At 38.4% G+C, this 21934-nt stretch carries 14 protein-coding genes and 1 pseudogene; 10 read left to right on the top strand and 5 right to left on the bottom strand.

Annotation, left to right across the window (positions count from 1 at the left end; translation table 11 throughout):
* Positions 1-27: 27 nt before the first annotated feature.
* Positions 28-1914, top strand: coding sequence for a T9SS type A sorting domain-containing protein (locus IPM34_11800; GenBank protein MBK8956221.1), 1887 nt, complete (start codon positions 28-30; stop codon positions 1912-1914).
* A gap of 673 nt (positions 1915-2587) precedes the next feature.
* Positions 2588-3187, top strand: coding sequence for a hypothetical protein (locus tag IPM34_11805; GenBank protein ID MBK8956222.1), 600 nt, complete (start codon positions 2588-2590; stop codon positions 3185-3187).
* A gap of 105 nt (positions 3188-3292) precedes the next feature.
* On the opposite strand, the gene IPM34_11810 is transcribed toward IPM34_11805, so the two are convergent.
* A complete protein-coding gene (locus IPM34_11810) occupies positions 3293-3742 on the bottom strand; it encodes a hypothetical protein (GenBank protein ID MBK8956223.1) in 450 nt (149 codons plus the stop codon).
* Positions 3743-3847: 105 nt separating this feature from the next.
* Between IPM34_11810 and IPM34_11815 the strand changes: the two genes are divergently transcribed.
* From IPM34_11815 to IPM34_11835, 5 genes and pseudogenes are all read left to right on the top strand, one after another.
* Positions 3848-4399: a gliding motility-associated C-terminal domain-containing protein gene (locus IPM34_11815; protein ID MBK8956224.1), complete on the top strand. Its 552-nt coding sequence runs from the start codon at positions 3848-3850 to the stop codon at positions 4397-4399.
* An 863-nt stretch (positions 4400-5262) separates the two neighbouring features.
* Positions 5263-7212 carry a T9SS type A sorting domain-containing protein gene (locus IPM34_11820; GenBank protein ID MBK8956225.1) on the top strand — a complete coding sequence of 650 codons (1950 nt, stop codon included), beginning with the start codon at positions 5263-5265 and terminating at the stop codon, positions 7210-7212.
* A gap of 95 nt (positions 7213-7307) precedes the next feature.
* The gene (locus IPM34_11825; protein MBK8956226.1) at positions 7308-9272 is read left to right on the top strand and encodes a gliding motility-associated C-terminal domain-containing protein; all 1965 of its coding nucleotides are present in this window, start codon (positions 7308-7310) and stop codon (positions 9270-9272) included.
* Between the two features lie 129 nt (positions 9273-9401).
* On the top strand, positions 9402-11492 hold the full coding sequence (locus IPM34_11830; protein MBK8956227.1) for an exo-alpha-sialidase: 2091 nt from the start codon (positions 9402-9404) through the stop codon (positions 11490-11492).
* 315 nt (positions 11493-11807) lie between these two features.
* A pseudogene (locus tag IPM34_11835) lies at positions 11808-12329 on the top strand (transposase).
* Between the two features lie 197 nt (positions 12330-12526).
* Here the strand turns inward: IPM34_11835 and IPM34_11840 are convergent.
* The 3 genes from IPM34_11840 to IPM34_11850 all read right to left on the bottom strand — a co-directional run bounded on the left by IPM34_11840 (position 12527) and on the right by IPM34_11850 (position 17053).
* Entirely contained in the window at positions 12527-15148 is a 2622-nt protein-coding gene (locus IPM34_11840) for a valine--tRNA ligase (GenBank protein MBK8956228.1), read from the bottom strand.
* Between the two features lie 15 nt (positions 15149-15163).
* A complete protein-coding gene (locus IPM34_11845; GenBank protein ID MBK8956229.1) occupies positions 15164-15745 on the bottom strand; it encodes a hypothetical protein in 582 nt (193 codons plus the stop codon).
* 93 nt (positions 15746-15838) lie between these two features.
* Entirely contained in the window at positions 15839-17053 is a 1215-nt protein-coding gene (locus IPM34_11850; protein ID MBK8956230.1) for an N-acetyltransferase, read from the bottom strand.
* A gap of 123 nt (positions 17054-17176) precedes the next feature.
* On the opposite strand from IPM34_11850, the gene IPM34_11855 reads away from it, so the two are divergent.
* The 3 genes from IPM34_11855 to IPM34_11865 are packed head-to-tail and all read left to right on the top strand — an operon-like array spanning position 17177 to position 20999.
* Positions 17177-19075 (top strand): hypothetical protein, encoded by a 1899-nt coding sequence (locus tag IPM34_11855; protein ID MBK8956231.1) that lies wholly within the window; start codon positions 17177-17179, stop codon positions 19073-19075.
* Positions 19068-20252: a hypothetical protein gene (locus tag IPM34_11860; GenBank protein MBK8956232.1), complete on the top strand. Its 1185-nt coding sequence runs from the start codon at positions 19068-19070 to the stop codon at positions 20250-20252. Before IPM34_11855 ends, IPM34_11860 begins: the two co-directional genes overlap by 8 nt.
* Before the next feature lie 39 nt (positions 20253-20291).
* Positions 20292-20999, top strand: a complete 708-nt coding sequence (locus IPM34_11865) for a hypothetical protein (protein MBK8956233.1) — start codon at positions 20292-20294, stop codon at positions 20997-20999.
* 14 nt (positions 21000-21013) lie between these two features.
* Here IPM34_11865 and miaA read toward each other — a convergent pair whose 3' ends face one another.
* On the bottom strand, positions 21014-21910 hold the full coding sequence (miaA, locus tag IPM34_11870) for a tRNA (adenosine(37)-N6)-dimethylallyltransferase MiaA (protein ID MBK8956234.1): 897 nt from the start codon (positions 21908-21910) through the stop codon (positions 21014-21016).
* Positions 21911-21934 lie beyond the last annotated feature (24 nt).

Raw genomic sequence — 21934 nt, forward strand, 5'->3', positions numbered from 1 at the left:
ATTCACTTTCATCAATTTACCGTTTTTATGAAAAGAATCTTTACAGTTTTATCAATTTTATTCACGAGCCTTGGCCTTGTCCAGGCACAAACGATCCTTTGGGGTGGACCTTCAGATCCTAACTCTACATTTATGGGAGGTATGAACGGATGGACTACACAGGGCTTAAGTTCTGCCGATCCGGCAAAAGCCGATTCGGCTACTTGGTATTACAGCGCAGCCGCGAATGCTGCCGGAGGTGCTTACTGGGGCGCAAGAGGTCAAATCCAGTCTCCATCGCGTGCAAATGGGGCCATGGTATTCAACTCCGACTTTTACGACAATGCAGGAATTGTTGGCAATTTTGGCAATGGCAAGTGTCCGGCTCCTCACACCGGAGTATTAGTCAGCCCGGTCATCGATTGTTCAGCATTCCCGGGTGTTGCTTTGAAATTCAATCAGTATTACCGGAATTTCCAGTCCACTACATTTGTCGATATCAGTAATGACGGTGGCGCAAACTGGACTTCTTTCCAGGTGAATGAAACCATTCCTGTTAATCAGGAGACGGCAACCAACAATCAAATTACAATTGACATTTCGAATGTTGCTGCTCAGCAAGCCAATGTCCAGATTCGCTTCCGTTTTGAAGGCGAATATTACTTCTGGATCATCGACGATGTTCAGTTAATCGATGTACCTGCATTCGATTTGGCTTTGAACAGTCATTTCTATACACCTGCTGCTTATCGTCAGCCTAAAGATCAGATCTGCTTTGATACGATGATCTTCTCTGCCAATTTGAACAACAAAGGCAGCATGGCTCAAACGAATGTGGTTCTGGTTGGAGAAATTCTCGATATCGACAGAAAAACAGTGCTTTTCAGAGACTCTGTTATTGTTGCCAGACTCGAAACTACTGATGACGATACAACATTCCGTACGGACAATTACTTTGTTCCAAATAAATTGCCATTTGGAAGGTATTATTTCCGCTATACCGTTTATGGTTTGGATGCAAATGGAGACTACAATCAGATTGATAACATACGTCTCGATTCTTTTGAAGTATCCCTTGACGATTACACAAAAGCACCACGTGCAACGAGTGGAGTTAGAGCCGGATCTGGTGCAGGTTATATTTTTGGAAACCTTTACAGAACTTCAAACTGTTGGAATGCAAATGATCAGTGGAAAGCAACTAAAACGCGTTTTTCAATGGTGGCCAATCCGGGTGGAACTTTAGATGCATATTCTGTATCTATTTATTTTTTGAAAGTCAATGACGATATTGAACAAGACTGGTCAAATTTTGATGGAACTGGAGGTATCACTTCTCCATCGATTGAAATTTTATCGGCAGAGTCTTTTACAGGAACAACAGAGCAGAATTTTCAATTGATAGAAGTGGATCTGACTGATTTTAATACAGGAGATCCTGGCATCTTGTTGAAACCCAATTCCAGATATTTCATTGGAACAGAACATCCACCAACACCAACTGGTGCGGTTCCAATTTTCCATTCCATCAGCAACGAGAAAAGTTACAATGCTCAGGCATTTTCAACTTTTGTGATAGATGCTGCCGGAGAATGGTTCAATGGATTCCAAGGTGTAAATACTCCAATTCAGGAACTTCAGCTTGCCTTGGTTTCAAGTACAGACGAGAAGCCATTAGCAGATCATACCATGGAAGTATATCCTAATCCGGTAGCCGATGGAGTGCTCAAAGTTTCTTTAAACTTTGAAAAAGCTACAGACGCCAACATCACTTTGGCTCAGCTGGATGGTAAAATTGTTGGATTCGACAGCCATAAAGCTATTGACAAAAGCATCATCCCGGTTTCAGTTCAGGATTTGAATGCAGGTACTTACCTCATTCGCGTATCTACTGAAGAAGGAACGTTAACCAAGAAATTCACAGTGATAAAATAATTCGCTTTTTCAAGCAAATAGAAAAGCCTGGAAGTTTTCTTCCGGGCTTTTTTATTGCCGTTAGAATAGAACTTCCTCTGCTGGCGCAAGTCTTCCGCCAAAAGGCGGACAAGGCCGCCAAAGGCGGACAAGACCGCCAAAGGTGGACAAGACCGACTTGTGCCATTGATACAATTTATGTTATGCTTCCTTCTTTCCACACTCATGTCAATTCCGATAGATTTTAAAACATATGCTGTACAATCAAGCTCTTCAGTATTCATATGTGACCGGTTGATCGTTTGCTCCGAAACAAATGATTACTAAACACTATAACTTGAATGGAATATTAGGCGATACTTTACGAAATTTTTGCTACTGTGTTTGTTTGAAAATTTGCCACAAAAAAGCACAAAAGCGAATGGAGATGGCTGAAGCTTAATGTATCGAAATATAAAACTTTTGTACAAACACCTTCTGGATGTTGGTTAAAAAGGTGGGTAATGCATCCAAAGTTTGGTGTAGAAGAGAACCATTGGGCGGTACCCAGTTTAGTAGAAGAAAAATGTGGCTGGCTATTTTGTGAAAAATGAATGATAAAATTTCTGTAATTTCAATTGATTTTTGCAGATTTTGGTTCAGCGATTGTCCAACATATATTGACTTTTGATAATTAACTAGTGGATTTCACATCATGAGTAAACTTAGAATTGAAAAGCTGTACATAACCAGTGTAATAATGGTTATGTACAGCCTTCTTGGTTCAAGCCAGATAAGTTTAGGCTTAAAAGGCGGGGTTAATTATGGCCAAGTTCGAGGTAATATAGATCCACCAGAATCTGATCGCTTTGACAATGGAATTGGGCTGAGGATCGGAATAACACTGAATTATAGTATAGGCAGATTAAAATTTGGAACGGGTGGTTTATTGTCATTTAGACCAACTTGTGCCAAATATTCTTTTTTTAAAAATGAATGCGGAACACTTCACTTTACATTCATTGAAATTCCAATTTCATTTTATCGCACATTTCTCGACGATAAAATTCAAACCGGAATTAGTGTTATTAATGGATTCACAAAATACCCACCAATCAGTTTAATTGACGATAAAGAATATGAAATTGATATAGAATGCTCATTAGCCTGGAATATAAACCAAAAATTCAATATTGAAATCTCATATTTGTTCGGAGGCCTAAACCCCTTGTTTTCAGATAGAGATACTCATCTATTTTTTGTTGGTAATATATCCTTAAATTATTCAATTTATCGCATTTTATTACCTAAATAAGAAAGATAAAGTTCAATCGAACTTTTCACTTCACGTTAAATGAATATCATTTATTAGTCAATCAACATTAGGATTATAATTATTGCAGAAAAATAAATCTTTTTATCACTTCAATATTTCATAGGTCAAATACCACTCAGCCAGACATGAACCACAACTAATGTACTCACTAAATGGAGATACACTGCTCAGGCCAGGCTGCAGTGTTATATAATTCTCCATAATTTGGTCATTGATTGAATCAGCATCATAAGCAGATAAATAAATTCTATCAAGTACGCCTTTAAAAGCGATATCCGAATTTATTTTAAACTTTACAGGTGCTGCTAAAACATCCATGTTCTCAGAACGGTCGGATACAAAAATAATTGAATCATTTAAGGTAACAGTAATAAAAATATCCGGACCATTAAAACTATCCCATGTAACTAAACTACTGGTATCAACAAATTTGCTTAGAACAATTTCAGTTAATTTTAACTTGCGAAAAGTTTCCTCGTTAGAGCAAGAAGTAAACAGAATCAATAACCAAGGGAAAACAAAGATGTACTTCATAAACTTTACTTTAATTATACAATTTTAATATATTTATCACATTGATCAAAATCTAATTCTTCTCTTTTTATAGACAATCCTTCTGTAGTCTTAGAAGGATGTTCTGTGTACGATACGGCAACCATTTACGAAGGAAATGAGCTGCTTATACAAATGAAGCAAAACATCGAACTGCTCCTTAATCAGTCTGCTGTCATTCCTTTTACCGTTTTAAGAGGTACAGTAAAAGAAATTTCTTCTGACCCTGCTGGCAATATTCGCTTATTACCTGGAAACCAATTGGAAATTACAAGTTATGCAGATCAATTGTTTACCATTTACTTTACAGATGAATTTGGATGCACTTATACACATCCCTTGAAAGTTACCATTCTTAAAGATTCAAACATTTTTTTGCCCAACGTATTTTCACCCAATGGCGATCAGATCAATGATGTTTGGACTCCTTTCATAGGAAGTGATTATCACATAGAACAACTTACTATTTATGACCGTTGGGGGAACCTTGTTTATACGGTTTCCGGATCTGCACTGTGGGACGGGCGAATACTAAATGGAGATTACGCTTTACCGGGAGTTTATCTTATGCATTTGAGTTTAAAAAACAGATCGAATGAACTTAAAATTGTTACTACCGACGTAACTATTTTGAAATGAATTTCGTCCTGCATGATGAAATTACCGGTATACTCTTCGACGAAAACAATGCAATAATCATATAAGGCCATTTCTAACGAATGTTCGTTATGGATTGCACGACCATCTTGATCTATGTTTATATGCAACATGAAAAATTCCATATGGATCTTAGAGAAATGTGGAGTGATACCTTTGGTCTTTTCCCCTTTTTACCTTTTTATCAAACAATTCCCTCCCGAAACCCTCAGGGTAAACCCTGATTTTCAACACATTTAACTAAAAAAACTTGACAAGCTCCCTGGCATGTATTATATTCGCATATTGTTTAACCACTAAAACCTCTACCATGAGAAAGATTATGTGCATTGGTAGACCCCCCTCTACCCCCCCCCCAATCTACGAAGTCATTCGTAGTTTATCTTAAACAACTTCTTTTACTATTGATGATTGCCCTGCCTGGAATATCGGTCTTTCCGTGAGTGCTTGATTATTATTATCTGATTGCAGCCAGTGAATATGATTCTGATGTTTGTTATAAAATGCAGATTCAATGTGGAAGCAATCCAGTAAATTATTAAAATTTTAATTCAAATCTTTAAATCAGTTCTTATGGAAAATGAAAAATTTACTCCACCCGTTGTATTTTAGATTAGCTTCATAAAGTATCATCAATAATTCGCATACGGGCTCACATTCATATCATCAGCAGCCATGTAGATTTAAGCAAAGAATTCTGCTATTGGTTCTTATTTAATATGACTTCTCCCTCATTGTTAATGAATGAATGCTAATCACAACGCAGTTCCAAAAGCGTGCATTCAAAATTTTGAATGCAATAGGAATAATATACCATTTTTCTAAAATGTAACAAATTAAAAAAAATGAAACATCTACAAAATAAGGATTTATTTTTAAATCCAATTCGCTTTAACAGTATTGTAACATCATTTGACTTTAAGTTTTTCAGAAAGTCATTTATCCTTTATTTCTATTTTTGTTCATTATCTGCTTTAACAACTGAAAATGTTTATGCTGCCTATGTTGATCCACTATTTCAAATCCAGTTTTATCCGGTTTCCAATTCCATATCCTGCAATATGGTGCAGGTTAAAGTGAGGATAAGATTTTACGGAGATAATTCAAGCACTACGGGAGAAACAGTGTATGTGGCTGGATTGCACATTCCGATTTATGGATATCCCAATCCCAGTACTGTAATTACCTTCGATGATGTTGCCACAGAGTTTTCTGTGCATTCGATAGTAAAAGGCCAATCCTGGTTTGATTATGATGGCTCTGTGTCTACATATGGATTTGAATTGACCGGCACCAATCCAAACGGGTCCTGTTGTTCAGGAGACATGGAATTTACCGAAGGGGTGTTATACGATTTATGCACAATATATATGTATGTTGAGGATAATGGATTGGTCCAATTTGAAGACATGGTCACTCCAACAGTAACTTTTGATTATCAGACCAGTTTGAATGTCTGGACTCGTGACGAATTTGAAATAGAACAGACAATTGGAGATTATCCGTTAGAAGTTGAGGAACATTCCGGCAGTTATGATATCAGTGGAACTATTTTTAGACAACCGGATGATCCCAATACATTTTGTCCTGATGGAATGCCCATCGTTGGCATGCAGTTCATTCTTACAGACCCAGATCCCGACATTCAATACAATTCGACTACAGATTTTGAAGGGCATTGGTGTTTCCCGGGCGCTTCCGGAGATTTACATGATGTTATTCCATATACTATGGGAATTGGCAACAAACTATGTGGTATCACTACAGCAGATATAGTGGCTATTCAGCGTCATATTCTTGGTCTCGAAACATTCTCTCCAAGATGGAAAAAATTAGCCGCAGATGTAAATAACAATCAGACCATTACTGCAGCTGATGTTTCCTGCTTGAGGCGGGCGATATTGGGTGTGACCTTTTCAGAAGGACCTTGTGCCAACTTCAATGACTCCTGGAGATTTGAAACAAAGGAAAGCTATAATACCAGTACAGATCTTTCATTTGCTCCAGCATACTATGATTTAACAGGACCAGTCAGTGGTAAAGATTTTTATGGGTTTAAAGTCGGGGATGTCAATAATACTTGTAATAATTGCCAAACTATAAAAAATAATGACCAATTTGAGACGAGATCAAGCACGGATACGCTCACTCTGGCTTTGGGCAATCCGGTAAATACGCTATTGGGGTACTATAAAATTCCCGTATATTCAAAAATCTCCACTACTCTAAGTCTTTTGTCTATAAGTCTTAGTGATCCACAATCGTCCATTACCGGTATCGGATCCTGGTTACTCCAATTTGACGGAAATACCGGAGACTATGATATCAAAAATGCAGGAGCGAATATTGATCTGATATGGAATATGGATACTTTAGAGTATATTACGATCCCGGAAGATACGCTGTTATTTTATATCCTATCAGAGGATTCTACCAATAATTTTTCTCTGTCAACCAGCAACGTAAATATGCGTAATGAATGGTATCCTGAAACCGATGACTTTGGACCTGTCAAATTAATAAAAGAAGTGGGAAGCTTTGGTCTGAAGAAAAATATTAACTTTGTATACCCCAATCCGGGAAAGGAAGAAATTGTTATTTCTTTGAAAGAAATGGGAAATCTACCTACAAATATTGAGATCAGGTCCTTATCAGGACTTATCCTTGAGCAAAGGAACAACATTACATCAGACTTTATCAAAATACCAGTTCGGGAATTTTTAAAAGGGATCTATCTTATTTCCATGCAAAACGCAAAGAAGAGACATACTCAGAAATGGATGAAAATAGAATAAACCAATCCGGGATAATTAAATTGACCTGCTATTCTAAAATCCAACGAATGTCCATGAGAAGTTTACACGTAATTATTTTTTTAATTTTCCTTAGGATGCCGTCAATAGCCCAGGAAGTTTTTATTTGGGACGATGAATGGGGTTTTGGGATAGCAGATCTTTCAAAATGCATCAGTACAAAGAAGTTTCAATTGGCTCACTCCTTTCCTGGCGGCACTTTAAATGTATTCGTAGTTCCTGATGGGAACATTTATCGTTCATTTGAAGTGGATGGTGGCTTACTTAGCTCAAATGAACCCATTACATGGAAACAGTTCAAGAAATTATACGATAACCCACCAAGAAATTTAGGAGATTTAGCCATTGCTATAGCAAGTAATTCCCGGTCTAAAATTATAATTGCTATGTTCGATAATGTTTTGAATAAAACTTATTTAATGTCTTATGACTATTTGAAAGCAGAATTCATTATTATTGGCACCCTAACAAATATCGAAAAGCTGAGAAGCCTGGTTTGCGTAGGAGACAGAGTATTGGCATTTGAAGAAAAATTAAACCCTTTCCGGTATTATAATTTACTTGAATTGAATCTGAATGACTTGAGCAATAATAAAATATTGTTTAGCATTGATTCAAGTCTATGGGTCAAAGATTATAACCCCAGTTACATTTCCCCCTCATTTCGTTTGTTTAAGTCCTTCGATTCCTGTGATTCAGCCGGAATCTATCTCAACAGCCTTGCCAACAACGATTCAACCAGTCGGTTTTATAGAATCGATTTTAAAAACAAAACTTTGAAATTTATATGCGCAATGGATAGTCTAAAGCGGCTTAGAGGGGTGGACGGAGTTACGAGTTTTGATTTTTTAAAAAAATGTAAGTTGGATTTTGATCTGGATCTGAACAATTCAACAGATAGTTTAGGAAATTATCAGGTTCTATACAGTTGTCCGAAAGCCGAACAAAAAATTCATGACCACGATTGGGAATATTACAGCGATGGCCCGTTGGATTCCATAACCGTAGAAATTATTTCCAACACACCAGACACTGCAAATGAATTTCTATTGGCAAAATATCAGGCTCAGGGATTGACTGTAATTGGAAATGGAACCTCTAAATTGAGGATTTTGCCATCGAAGAAATTTTATAGCATAGAAATTAAAAAAATATTGGATGGTATAGTGTATTATAACAATAAATTATTTCCAACTGCAGGCACCCGCAATATAAGAATATCCATAGACATCCCTTGGTTCCAGGATACAGTTCATTGCCGGATTATCGTTCCTGAATTTGATAATGCCGGAAGGGACACTTCGGTATTTCTTTGCCCAGACAGATCAGTTCATCAAATGGAGAACTACCTGGGGCATGATGGCACAAACAATGGCTACTGGCTGGAACCTGAATTAAAAGGTAGTACTTTCGTTGCCGGACTTATTCCTCAAGGTGATTATCATTTTCTTTTAGAACGAGGCAATTGCTTCCCGGATACTGCTATCGTAACCTTGCAGTATTATCCTGATATTGAATTAGCATTGGCTAACGATACTGCAGTGTATGAATATACATTTCAAACGCTCACTGCCGCCGGAAAGTTTACTGGTCAGGAGTCTATAAATTGGTTCAAAAATGATACTTTGCTAAATGAACATACCAGGTCCATTTACTTTGAAATTATTGCAAACACAAAATATTCTATTGAGGTGATTTCTGATGATGGATGCATATTTAGGGATAGTGTCCTATTCAGGGTCAAGCGATATGATGACCTGTGGATCCCGAATGTATTTTCACCCAATGGAGATCAGGTGAATGATCATTTTTTAATTAAAAGTAAGTTTCCATTGAGAATTAATTCTCTATCAATATTTGACCGCTGGGGAAATGTCGTCTATTCAGGCAAAAATGGTTTGACTAATAATGATTCATTGAAGTGGAATGGAAATATAAATCATGAGAATGCTGCGCCTGGAATTTACATTTATCATGTGGAATATGAGAATGGTGATGGAAAAATTAGAAATAAAGCAGGTGAAATACTTTTAATCAGATAAATAACTGATTCCCAATGAATTGCTCTGCTTAGAATCTGTGGCGTAATTTTATATCCAATTAAAGGAAGAGATATATTGTAAACTTTTGATAAAATAAATCGTCTTTACTTTCTTTTAAAATATTATGAAATGAAAAATATTCTATGGCTTGTTTCACTGGTGTTATTTTTAACTGCTTCAGCTAACGCGCAAATCTATTGGAAACCAACTGCCGGACCTCACGGACTAGACATCGCCGATGTATTATTTACCAGCAATAAGAGAATTGTTGTTTCTGCTTACAATTCAGGAATATTCATTTCAGGAGACCGGGGTTCTCATTGGATAAAATTCGCAAAAAATCTTGAAACAGAAACCAGTTATGCATTTCATTTAGCCGAAGGAAAAGACGGGACCATATTTGCCATCATCAACCAAATTTTATATCGCCTCGATGCAAATTCTGATGAATGGAGGAGATTAAGTTTTAATCTCCCTGCAGCAAGCAAGTTGTTCACTAACCCTCATGGAGGTATTTACATTATTGGACCAGATGCAACAATATATTATTCCAATGACGATGGCAACAATTTCAGACAAATTGTAAAAAATGGAAACTTTAAGGCGCTCTCACAAGCCTTTTTTAACGGAAAAGAAAATAACTATATTAACGTTTTAGAAGGAGGCGGGGCAGCTGTTTATAGGTTGAATGATGATGGGACCAATTTGATCAAGTTGATACATTTACCCACTCAACGCATTATTTGGCATCCTGCGGGATACTTGTTTGGGTTTGCCCCAACCTTAGGCATTGTCAGAATGGATAGCAATGGGATGAATCAGTTTTGGACCAACCCCTTTCAAACCTCTGTTAATAAAATTGCTATGAATTCCAATGGAGACATTTTCGCTTTTACAAATGATGGGGACTATGAATCCAATGATTTAGGATTGAACTACAAATTAAATACGACAAAACTATATGAACGCATTGAAAAGAATTCAGAAGTCTATTTCTTCGAGGATCAAATTTATATCTATAACGACACATGCAACACTGGTGACTTTGAAGTAACTATGGATTTTGGCGAAAATTGGGCTTCGCTTGATTCATCATTTTTTAACCCATTAGTTAAGGACTTATTCATAGACAAATTGGGAAGACTGTTTGCCAAAACATGCGGTGTCGGAAAATATTCGTATAGCTTAGATGGAGGAGACACATGGAATTATTTAAAGCTGCCAAGCGACATTAAACCCTCTATTGATTTAACTTCAACTGTATCAGGAACAATATTTGTCCTTTTGAATTCTAATTTGTATAAAAGTTCAGATCTAGGAAATTCATGGGCACTCATTAACTTTCCTTCAGGAAATAATTTTAACAGATTAAAAGGAGATCAGGAAAATAAAATTTTTGCTTTTGGGAATTCCGCAAGTTATTATTCCAAAGACGGAGGTCAGAATTGGAATCCGGTTTCAATTCCGCCTGCCCTGTTTGATAATTTGTATTTTCATCCCGATGGAACGATATTTGCTGTTTCCCATACCATACCCATTCGTGGAATATTTTACTCTGAAGACGAAGGTTTGAGTTGGAAAAGTTCGAAAACAGAATTTCCAATACCCGATGGGTTTTGCATTTCTAATCAAGGCATAGTTTATGCAAGTGGTTCCACAAACTCAGGCTTTGGTACTTTTATATCCTATGATAATTTAAATTCATTAACCAAATTAACAAGCAATGTGTACAGATCCTTGTTGACTGACAACAATGGAACAATTTATGGGCTCATTGAATCCAAATGCGAAAGATCCATGGACGAAGGCAAAACCTGGAGTAATTTTCGGGCAGGACTGCCAGTTTACAGAGTATACAATGCAATGGATATTGACAATCTTGGTCATCTTTATCTGGGTATGGATGATGAAGTGGTTTTTAAAACCATAAATTCAGTAACTGCAGATATAAATGTATCTTCTGATTCTTTAGTATCGGACATTTTTGTACAACCAAATCCAGTATCTCACATTCTGAATGTAAGAATTCATAGAAAAAATTTTAATTCTGGGTTCTATAGAATATTTGATCAGAGAGGATCTTTACAATTAGAAGCTCCATTTTCATCAAATTTTTTCAATATTGATTGTAGTAAACTCAGTAATGGAGTCGTGTTTATGCAAGTATTTGGTATGAAGAGTTTAAAGCCATCAATGTATAAAATTGTGATTTCGAGGTAGAAATTGAAGTGTGTTGAGATCATCCTTTGAACAATGTACTTCAATTAATTTTCGACATTAAGATAAATTTATGCGAATTAAAACATAGTGCGAGAGAATGAGATATAAACGCATTCAAAAATTGAAGTACAGCATTGGTTCTGGGGAAATGTGTGGGTGATCTTCCGCCTTTGTCCCTCGCTGGCGCAAGTCTTCCGCCAAAAGGCGGACAAATCCGCCAAAAGGCGGACAAATCCGACTTGTGCCAATGATACATGAAACTTTCCCTTTCTAACAATTCAAGAATAAATTCCATATTTCAATCATTTTTGACTAATGAGCAACAAATACATATTCATAGATCCTGAGGGAGTTTATTTTGTGAGCTTTGCAACCGTTGGTTGGGTGGACGTTTTTACCAGATTTGAATACAAAGAGTTATTTATTGAAAGCCTGCGATATTGTCAGAAAAATAAGGGAATGCAAATCCATGCCTGGTTCTTGGTGACCAACCATGTACATTTGATTTTTTCTTCAAAAGAACCCGGAAAACATTCCGACACGATAAGGGATCTTAAAAAGTTTACCGCGACAGCACTTATTAAAGGAAAAGCTTCCAATCCAAGAGAATGCAGAAAAGAATAGATGATGAACATTTTTGAGGAAACAGGAAAGAAAAATTCAAACAATACAAAATACCAATTCTGGCAACATGAAAATCATCCAATCGAGATTTATAGTCCGACAGTTATATCGTAAAAAATATTATACGTGCATAATAATCCGGTAGTGGAAGGTATTGTTAATGAACCTGAACAATATGCATTCAGCAGTGCCAGGGATTATGTGGGGCCGTAAAGGAATCATCGATATGAAATTTCATGATATTCCAGCTTCATTGATTGGGTATGTTGATCTTGGTTGAATTGTATGTGCTTAAATGAAAGTTCGGTGGCACAAGTCGGAAGACTTGCGCCAGCGGGGGTTTTTTATAATTTTAAATGGTCTAATTTTAGGGAGGAGGTCACCTGGCCTTCGTTACGAAAAAACTTTCTTTACAAACTTTCAAATCTCTCCCGCAGGGACTTTAAACGCAATTCACCATCTTCCAGTTTCTTGCGTTCTTTGGCAACAAGATCGGCAGGAGCGGACTCGACGAATTTTGGATTTTCGAGTTTTTTGAGAACGGATTGAAGAAACCCTTCTGCATAATTGATCTCCTCTTCGAGTTTTAACTTTTCTGCTGCCACGTCTAATTGTACCGGCAGATCCAGATAATACGTATCGCGAAGCCCAAGAAAAGATTGCGCATTTTTAATTTCAGAATCCGTCAATTCGACTTCATTTAAATTGCAAAATTTGATAAGCAAATAAACATATCCCGGATGGTGTATTAGCGTTTTTTGGTTTCTGTTCAAAATGTAAAGCGGAGCTTTCACGTCCCTGGATACCTGGTGCGTTGCTTTTAATTCGCGTATTTTTTTAATCACATCGCGCAATTCCTGCATAAAATCCAAAACCTCTCTGTCAGCGCTTTGACCTGCAGGATATGCACTTAACATACAAAAATCAGATGGCTCCCTTTCTTTAAGATGTTGCCAGATCTCTTCGGTAATGAATGGCATAAACGGATGCAACAACGAGCAAATATTTTCAAAGATCTGCTCAGCCGTGGCAAATAATTCCGGTGAAATTTGTTCGCCTTTTGGCGGTTTTACCGCTTCGAGAAAAAATGAACAATAATCATCCCATACAAAAGCATAGATCTGCTTTAAAGCATCTGAGAGTTTCAGCTGTTCGAAGGATGATGCTACTTGTAAACACAATTCGTTTTTGCGGTTTTGTATCCATTGGATCAAGAGCTCATCTTGTGGTTTGTTACCCCCACCCAACTGGCTTTCCCAGTTTTTTACCAAACGCAATGCGTTCCATAATTTATTTGAAAAATTCCTTCCCTGCTCGCAAAGTTTATCGTCAAACAACAAATCTCCACCAGCCGGGGAGCTGGCTAATATTCCAAAGCGAACACCGTCTGCCCCATAATCGGCAATGAGTTGCAGGGCATCCGGCGAATTGCCAAGTGATTTGGACATCTTGCGTCTTTGTTTGTCTCTTACCATCCCCGTGAAATATACTTTGCGGAATGGAATTTTACCCTTCCACTCAAATGAAGCCATAATCATCCGGGCTACCCAAAGAAAAATAATATCCCACCCGGTAACCAATACGCTGGTCGGGAAATAATATTTAAAATCGTCTGTATCATGAGCTCCATCGAAAACGGAAATCGGCCACAACCAGGAAGAAAACCAGGTATCCAAAACATCGTCATCCTGTTGGAGATCCTCAATAATCAAACTTGTATTCCCCGTCTTGGTTCTTGCCAATTGCAGCGCCTGTTCCTCATTTTCGGCTACAAAAATATCTTCGCCAAGATACCAGGCAGGAATTCTGTGCCCCCACCACAATTGCCTCGAAATGCACCAGTCTCTGATGTTTTCCATCCAGTGGCGATAGGTATTTTTGAAATGCTCCGGAATGAATTGAATCTCATCTGACTCTACAGCGTTGAGCGCTGGTTGTGCAAGCTCTCGCATTTTTACAAACCATTGCAAACTTAGCCGGGGTTCCACCACTGCTCCTGTTCTTTCACTTCTTCCAATATTGGTGGTGTAATTTTCAATTTTCACCAAAACACCTTCAGCGTCTAAAAGTGGGCCGATCTTCTTCCTGGCCACAAACCGGTCTTCGCCTACAAGTATGCGGGCATGCTCATTTAAGGTGCCATCTTCATTCAGGCAATCGATCACTTCGAGTTGATGGCGAATTCCAATTTCGTAATCGTTGGGATCATGTGCGGGTGTAACTTTTAAAGCCCCGGTCCCGAATTCCGGATCGATATACGCATCGGCAATGACCGGTATAGCCTTGTGAATAAGCGGTATAATTACTTTTTTGCCAATCAAATTTTTGTATCGTTCATCGTCAGGGTGCACACAAACAGCCGTATCTGCCATGATGGTCTCAGGACGTTGCGTCGCAATCGCGATGCCTTCTGTTTCCGAATCTTCAAACTTGTAGAGAATATGATACAATTGGGCCTGCTCCTGTTGATAAAGAACCTCCTCGTTGGACAATACTGTTTTTGCTTCCGGATCCCATTGGATCATCCGTTTGCCTCTGTAAAGTTTTCCTTTGTGAAATAAATCTACAAAAGCCTTGATTACGGCTTCGGATCTGACTTCATCCATTGTAAAAGCTGTCCGCTTCCAATCACAGGATGCACCCAGTTTTTGAAGTTGATCCAGAATGATGCCGCCATACTTTTCTTTCCATTCCCAGGCATGCTCCAAAAATTTTTCGCGGCTGATGTCGGATTTACGAATACCCTGACTCCGCAACAACTGAACGACTTTAGCCTCTGTGGCTATAGAAGCATGGTCTGTACCGGGCACCCAACATGCATTCTTCCCCTGCTGCCGCGCGTGCCTGATTAGTATGTCCTGGATGGTATTATTGAGCATGTGTCCCATATGCAACACACCTGTTACATTAGGTGGAGGGATGACGATGCTAAAAGGCTCGCGATGGTCTGGTTTGGAATCAAATAAACCATGGCGCATCCATTCTGCGTACCATTTGCGTTCCGTAAGTTCGGGATTAAAATGTGGTTCCATTCGGTGAAAGTAGAGTTAGCGAATCGGATATCGGAAGTTCCTCATCAGTGATGTACCCGATTTTTTATTTCGGCTTAATAAAATTAATTTTTCAGATAAATTTCCCGATACCTTGTAGGTCAATTCTCTCCCGGAAAGCTGGCTCAGGATTTTATGCAGCGTTTGCGGATGTACGACAACCATAGCCGATTCGGGATAAATGTGATCTATTTTTTTTACCAATGCGGCGATATCGGCCTGGTCGTAATAAACCACATCGATTTTTTTGGAATCTAAAAGCGGTTGAAGTGTGAGGACATTGTTTCTAAAGGGGGTGGAATAAAATGCTTTGATGTCCTGGTCTTTAAATAATTTCAACAGGTTTAAAGCGCGGTATCTTCCTGGAATGCTCAGACCCGGATCCATTCCAATGGTATCCTGCTCTGCATGAAATAAAAGGAATACCATCTGACTGTTTTGCAATGTCGTTGGCGACACATCAATACTATCTCCAGTGTTGCAATAAACCTGGCCATTCTGAATTTTGACAACGTAGGGTTCATTTTCCTGTGTTCGCGCTGAAAAACTTGCGAACATCAAACCCAAAACTACAATCATTGACTTTAACATGTGCATCTTCCAAACCTTTGGTGAACAAAATTACAAGTTTATGATTATCAATGAATTCTATCAAATATAGTTAACAGCTGATTAACTGGAATGCGTTTTGCCATTTCCCCCCGTTTTAAATGGGGTTCTCAAGGTATAATTTTTTTGCGGCTTGAGGTATTCGAGCAGGTTAGGCACCCAGCGATTATAGATCTTATTCCGATGCGTCACATAACAAACCATTTCTTCGGGCAAAGCGCCTACCGAACTTTTAATTTCAAGTGCGGTCCGCGCCAGAGAAAGAGTTTTGAACCGACCGGAAATACTATGTCGTATAAATTGAATCAAAATATTCAGGTACAGCTGGTACTGTCCGTTTACGGCATCAGAAGTGCCTAAAAAATGCCCGACCAGCTCATCGCCATCGTCGATAAAACTATAAAAGGCAATTAAAGACCCTTCGCTGAAAAATCCAAAGACTCTGAATTTATCCCCCAATTTAGATTTTAAACCCGAAAAATATTGAGGGTGCAAATCGACCAGATTAAAATCAGCGTTATCCGCTGTGCGTTTATAAAATTCGAATAACTCTTTCTCGTGAAGTTGAATATCCTTGGTTTGCAGTTCCACATGTTCAAGAGATGCCGCAGCATCCATAGCCTTTCTCAATCGCAGCCGGTATTTAGATTGCAACGCATCCAAATATTCGTCAAAATTGGACCATTCTTCTTTCAGATGTAAGATCATGGAAGGTTGAACGAAAAAAGGATGCATAAAATTCAAAGGAAGATCCTGGTCCATCCTGAAAGCATTTTTTGCAGGCAATTCTTTGATCAGACAAACTGAAGCTTTGTGTATCAATTCAGGCTCTTCAAACAATGCCTTGAGCAATTGGTCTATCATGTCCTGAACGACAAGCATATCCAGGTCTTTCCTGTATTTAAAACCGTATGCACCGGTAGCCAAAAGATTTCCGCATACCAAGGTTACAAAATCAACCTGGGATGCAATCAGTCGCTTGACGTGTTTATAGAAGCAAGAGATCAACCGTTCGTCCCGACTGGATTTTAACTTTAATCTTTCTGCAGCATTGAACGGCAACAACTGAAAATAAAATGCAGCTGCAAGTCCCTTGTGATCTTCAGCTACAGCATATTTAAATTGAACTTTTTGAGGACGATACAACTCTATTGTTTGTAAAAACTCCGAACTGAGCAACAGCGAAGATGGTTGTATGCGGTCCCATTCAGAACGAAGTTCGCCGATCGATGAAGCGATTCTAAAAGTATAACCGGATTTTTGAAACAGGGTCTTCACGAAACCAGATAAACATGAAAATAACTAAACATCCGTTGAAAAGTTCATTTGTGGATCCATTCTGCGCCGATTTGTTGGAGAAAAAGTATATTTGCAATACATGGAATGTATAGATCCATAACTATGAATAACTTATATAATTTTTTTGTTGGCTTACTGTTGCTATTGACATCTTGTTCGTCGGGCAAAGAGATTCAATATTGGCAAACAGAAAATTCCGCTTTAAAAGTCCGGCTTGATAGCCTTAAAGCACATTGCAATGTTCTAGAAAGCGAACTCCTTAAATTTGAAGAAACCAAATTACAATTAAAAAAAACAGAAACCGCCCTGGTGAAGTTTTACCAAAAATACGAAGGAACGGAGACCGGATTACCAATCAATGACCCTTTGCATAATGAAGGTGGAGGCACGATCAATTACAAGGATCTTGTGCTTCAAAATGATTCTCTAAAAACAAGGATTCTCGAATTGAATGCGAACTTGGACAGCCTCTCTAAAAATATTGGAATTGCCGGAAAAAAATCTTCCAAAAGCAATTCATTAAAAGAAATTGAGAAAATACGGCAACAGAAAATTGTGGCTGAAAAAGAAAATCTTTTACTCAAAAATAAGAATTCAGAACTCGAAACAAAAACTTCAGTGCTTGAAGAATTAAAAGTGAATTTGGAACTTAAAAATAAAGCCTTGCAAAATGCAATGGATTCAGCACTGCAACAATGGACTAAATTTTCTAACGAGACCATTCAAAACCAAAATTCATCAAATCCCGGTATTTCAGAACAAAAGTATGCAGAATCGTTAATTGAAAACGAACAGTTACAAACACAGAATAATTTACTCATTCAGAAACTTGAATATTTAAACCGGCTTCTGGCAGATAAAAATGCAAATCAGGAACAAATGGCTTCCACATCAGCGCTGGAAAATAAAATCAAAGAATACGAAAACGAACTGCACGACAGAGCTCAGGTGATCAAATCGCTCAATGGGTTTATCGACGCAAAGAATTCCGAAATTCAATCACTACTGGAACGATCCCAGTCAAATCAAAATGTTTTGGATTCATTGAATGAGCAAAACCAGGTTCTTTTGAAGCAAAATGCAACCCATGAAAAAAACAATCAAAGTATAAAGGCTCAAGAGCAAGAAATTGAAAATTTGCAACAAGAAATTTCAACATTAAAACAGGAGAAATTAAACCAAAACAATAAGCTTTCTAAACTTCAAAGAGATCTGGATCTTTCTGATACACAATTCAGACGCATTCAAAATGAACTTGCCTTAAAAAATAACGAAATATCGGATTTGAAGAAAAAATCCACGACGGCCAGTAGGCCTGCTGATCGTAATGATGAGGATACAAGGCTGAAAGATAGCCTGGAATACAGCCGGGCGAAAGTCTTAAAATTAGAGCAAATTCAGTCAAGACTTGAAATACAACTGGACTCGCTTCAGGAATTTCGGAAGGGGCTCACACAAAGGATTACTTTTCTTCAAAAACAACTCGAAACTTCTGAACAGGAAAATCTTCAGTTCAAAAACAAACTATCCGGCATAAACACAGCGGCAGCAGACGTCGAAAAAATAAACCCATCGACACCTGCGGTGGTTTCCAGACTGGAAACTCCCATTAAAGAAATGCTCAGTCCCTTAAACACAAAAAAGTGTACCAGCCTGCTCAAAAATCGAACATTGTACATTTATTTGTCTCAGCGCATATTGTTCAACCAGGACTCATACGTTATGAATCCGGAAGGCTCTGAATTGATTAACAATCTGGCCGGTATTTTAAAAAATGGAAAAGGAACAACATTGGAAATTTCCGGATACTCATCAAAAAATTCAGAAGACCGCTTATCCGTGGATGCCATGATCAGAAATGCATCGACAGTATTCAAATTGTTGAGCGCATTGGGATGGCCAGCCAATAAAATGAGACTCGGTGCAAAATACATTGAAAATAACACGAATACAACGATCCACCCACATGGAATTGAACTTCAAATCCGTGAGCTTGAATAAACTCCTGTGCTGCTGTCTTGTTTGTTTTCTTGCAGCAAACCCGGTCGGGGCGCAGTTTGTCAGGTGTAATCTTTATGCTGATACCGTAATAAATAAGTCTCCCACGACACCCGCATTCATGCCCCGGGAACAATTGAAATTTCAATTGGTATTTCATATACTTTACACCAGCCCTGAGGAAAATATTTCGCTGACAAAGATCACCAGTCAGGTTCAGGTATTGAATGCCATCATGAATCAGAATCCTGTTGTAAAAGATTTGCAGATTCCAGCAGAATTCAGGACACTTAAAGCTTCGCCGCAGTTTCATTTTTGCATTGCAGACAAAGATCCCTTGGGAAATCCCAGCAGCGGAATAACGAGAACACCGATCAACGATCATTCGCTTGCCTGCAGAAAAGAATTTGGAATGCGAAGTCTGATGCATAAATCTCTTGGTGGTGTTGATGTCTGGGATCCCAAAAAATACATCAATGTTTATGTAATCAACCGGGAGCAGTGCCCTGTTCTCGGAGAAGCTGTTTTTCCATGGAATGCCACAGCCGAAGAAGATGGTGTGATCATACATTACGCTGCATTCGGATTTTCCGGAAATGCCCACGACAGCTCCAGGTTCGATCAGGGAAAAACCCTGGTGCACGAGCTGGGACATTATTTTGGATTGTACCATTTATCCCGCGACAAGTCCGACTGTAGTGGCGATGATGAAGTTAATGATACTCCGGTTCAGGCAGGAGAATATTTCGGTTGCCCGGGTTCAGGTACAAAAAGTTGTGGTACGACAGATATGTATATGAACTATATGAGCCTGGTCAATGACGATTGTATGTATTTTTTTACCGCTGGACAAGTCAACAGGATGCGCTCCATTATTCAGAATTACCGCAACGAACTTCCCGGAGCTTCCGAGTGTCTGCCAGCAACAAACAAAGGCATAGGCGAAATAGTGTGGACCCAGGAAAACGGAAACTGGATGTTGTACCGGCCTGATTCAGCAAGCTGGACTGCAGATATCGGATTATACGATGTTTCCGGAAAATTTATTTGGAAATCCAGAGCAGATAACCTTAGCTATTATGTACTTCCGGATTTGTTACACAAACTTGGTAGCGGTTTATATTTTGTAATATTGCGCAACGAAAAAGAGCAAAAACTGCTGAAATTTTTTAATCCATAAGAAATTAGAATGAAGTTAAATTTTTATAGATATATTTTAATGACTTTGCTTTTTTACTTTTCTTGTAAAAGCAGTCAGCGAATGGAGGTAGCCGGAATTGAGAATCTGCAACATTGGATTACTATAGAAAAATTACCCTGCTTCGGGCATTGCCAGATCTATCAACTGGCACTTTACAGAAATGGTTTGGCCATTCTCGAAGGGAAAGACCACATGGAAAAAAAAGGGGTATATTTTACGGAGATCAGCAAAGCCAGAGCAGACAAGATGAACCGACTGGAAAAACAGATTAAATGGGACCGCATCAAACCAGAGTATATCGTAAATATCGCTGACTTGCCTATGACGAAAATAAAATATTACGATAAATACGGAGCATTGCAGAAATCTATAGAAGCAAACTCCAATCTGCCTGATGAGCTCAATTCCATTGTTAAAGAACTTACTGAAACCATTAACAAAGAAAAATGGACGCAGATTCAGAAGAAAAATGAAATATCGAATCCCGAAATCATTTATGAAGAAATCATCGTAGATATGGATAGTTCGCTAACCATTTCAGATCTCGAAATGACTTACCAAAATTACCAGCTTAAAACTGTGAACCGGATTTCACCTCTTATGAATCTTTGGCTGGTAAGTTACAATCCTGAAAGAATCGGGAAATACGAAATTCTGATCCTGTTGCGCAAGCAAAAAGGCATCCGGCATGTGAGTTTCAACCGCAGGGTCTTGCCAAGAGAATAAAATATGCCGAATGATCAGGATCCCGCAATTCGCTTAAACAAATCCTGATTGACCGGATCTACAAAAGAAGCATAGCTTTCTTTCCTGAACCAGGTTATTTGTCTTTTTGCATAATTCCTGCTGTGTTGTTTGATAAGAGAAATGGCTTCTTCCCAACTGGATTTTTTTTCTAAAAATGCGAACAACTCTTTGTAACCGACGGTATCAAGTGCCTGATATGCTTTCCATGGCAACAAACGCTGAACCTCATCGAGCAGACCCCATTGGATCATTTCATTAACTCTTTGATTGATTCGTTCGTAAAGCCATTCCCGATCGGGCATTAAACAATATTCCTGAAAGGGAAAACGGGCAATAGGCGATTTTTTATTTACATAATAAGAAAAAGGTCTTCCTGTCATGAAGTACACTTCCAATGCACGACTGATCCTTCGGATGTTATTGCGGTCGACCCGATCAAAATAATCAGGATCAATCTTTTGAAGCAATCCCAGAAAACCATCCAGTCCCTCTTTGGCATACAATTGCTGAGCTCGCAACTTTGAATCTGAATCCGATGCGGGAAGTTCATCAAGCCCTTTTAGTAAAGCTTTCAGATAAAGTCCTGTCCCTCCACAGACAATTACACATGGATGTATCTTAAACAAATTTTCGAGGCAAAACAAAGCTTCTTTTTCAAATGTTCCCACCGAATAGTTATTTTCAGGTTCAATATGGTCGATAAAGTGATGTTCTACGGCATTTAACATATCTTTGGTAGGCTTTCCGGTTCCGATATCCAGTTCCTTGTAAATTTGCCGGCTGTCAGCAGAAATGATCGGGCATTGCCAATGTTGTGCCAGCCGAAAAGCCAGATCCGATTTTCCGCTGGCCGTAGGGCCTGAGATAACGATCAGGTTATTTTTAGTCAAGTGTTATTTTAAGATGATAAGTTA

The organism is Saprospiraceae bacterium, from assembly GCA_016716185.1.
In the GTDB taxonomy this organism is placed as follows: domain Bacteria; phylum Bacteroidota; class Bacteroidia; order Chitinophagales; family Saprospiraceae; genus Vicinibacter.

Bases quoted from the DNA above. Each gene is read 5' to 3' on its own strand.
- IPM34_11800 (MBK8956221.1), top strand. From the start codon at position 28: ATGAAAAGAATCTTTACAGTTTTATCAATTTTATTCACGAGCCTTGGC.
- IPM34_11805 (MBK8956222.1), top strand. From the start codon at position 2,588: ATGAGTAAACTTAGAATTGAAAAGCTGTACATAACCAGTGTAATAATG.
- IPM34_11810 (MBK8956223.1), bottom strand. From the start codon at position 3,742: ATGAAGTACATCTTTGTTTTCCCTTGGTTATTGATTCTGTTTACTTCT.
- IPM34_11820 (MBK8956225.1), top strand. From the start codon at position 5,263: ATGAAACATCTACAAAATAAGGATTTATTTTTAAATCCAATTCGCTTT.
- IPM34_11825 (MBK8956226.1), top strand. From the start codon at position 7,308: ATGCCGTCAATAGCCCAGGAAGTTTTTATTTGGGACGATGAATGGGGT.
- IPM34_11830 (MBK8956227.1), top strand. From the start codon at position 9,402: ATGAAAAATATTCTATGGCTTGTTTCACTGGTGTTATTTTTAACTGCT.
- IPM34_11840 (MBK8956228.1), bottom strand. From the start codon at position 15,148: ATGGAACCACATTTTAATCCCGAACTTACGGAACGCAAATGGTACGCA.
- IPM34_11845 (MBK8956229.1), bottom strand. From the start codon at position 15,745: ATGATTGTAGTTTTGGGTTTGATGTTCGCAAGTTTTTCAGCGCGAACA.
- IPM34_11855 (MBK8956231.1), top strand. From the start codon at position 17,177: ATGAATAACTTATATAATTTTTTTGTTGGCTTACTGTTGCTATTGACA.
- IPM34_11865 (MBK8956233.1), top strand. From the start codon at position 20,292: ATGACTTTGCTTTTTTACTTTTCTTGTAAAAGCAGTCAGCGAATGGAG.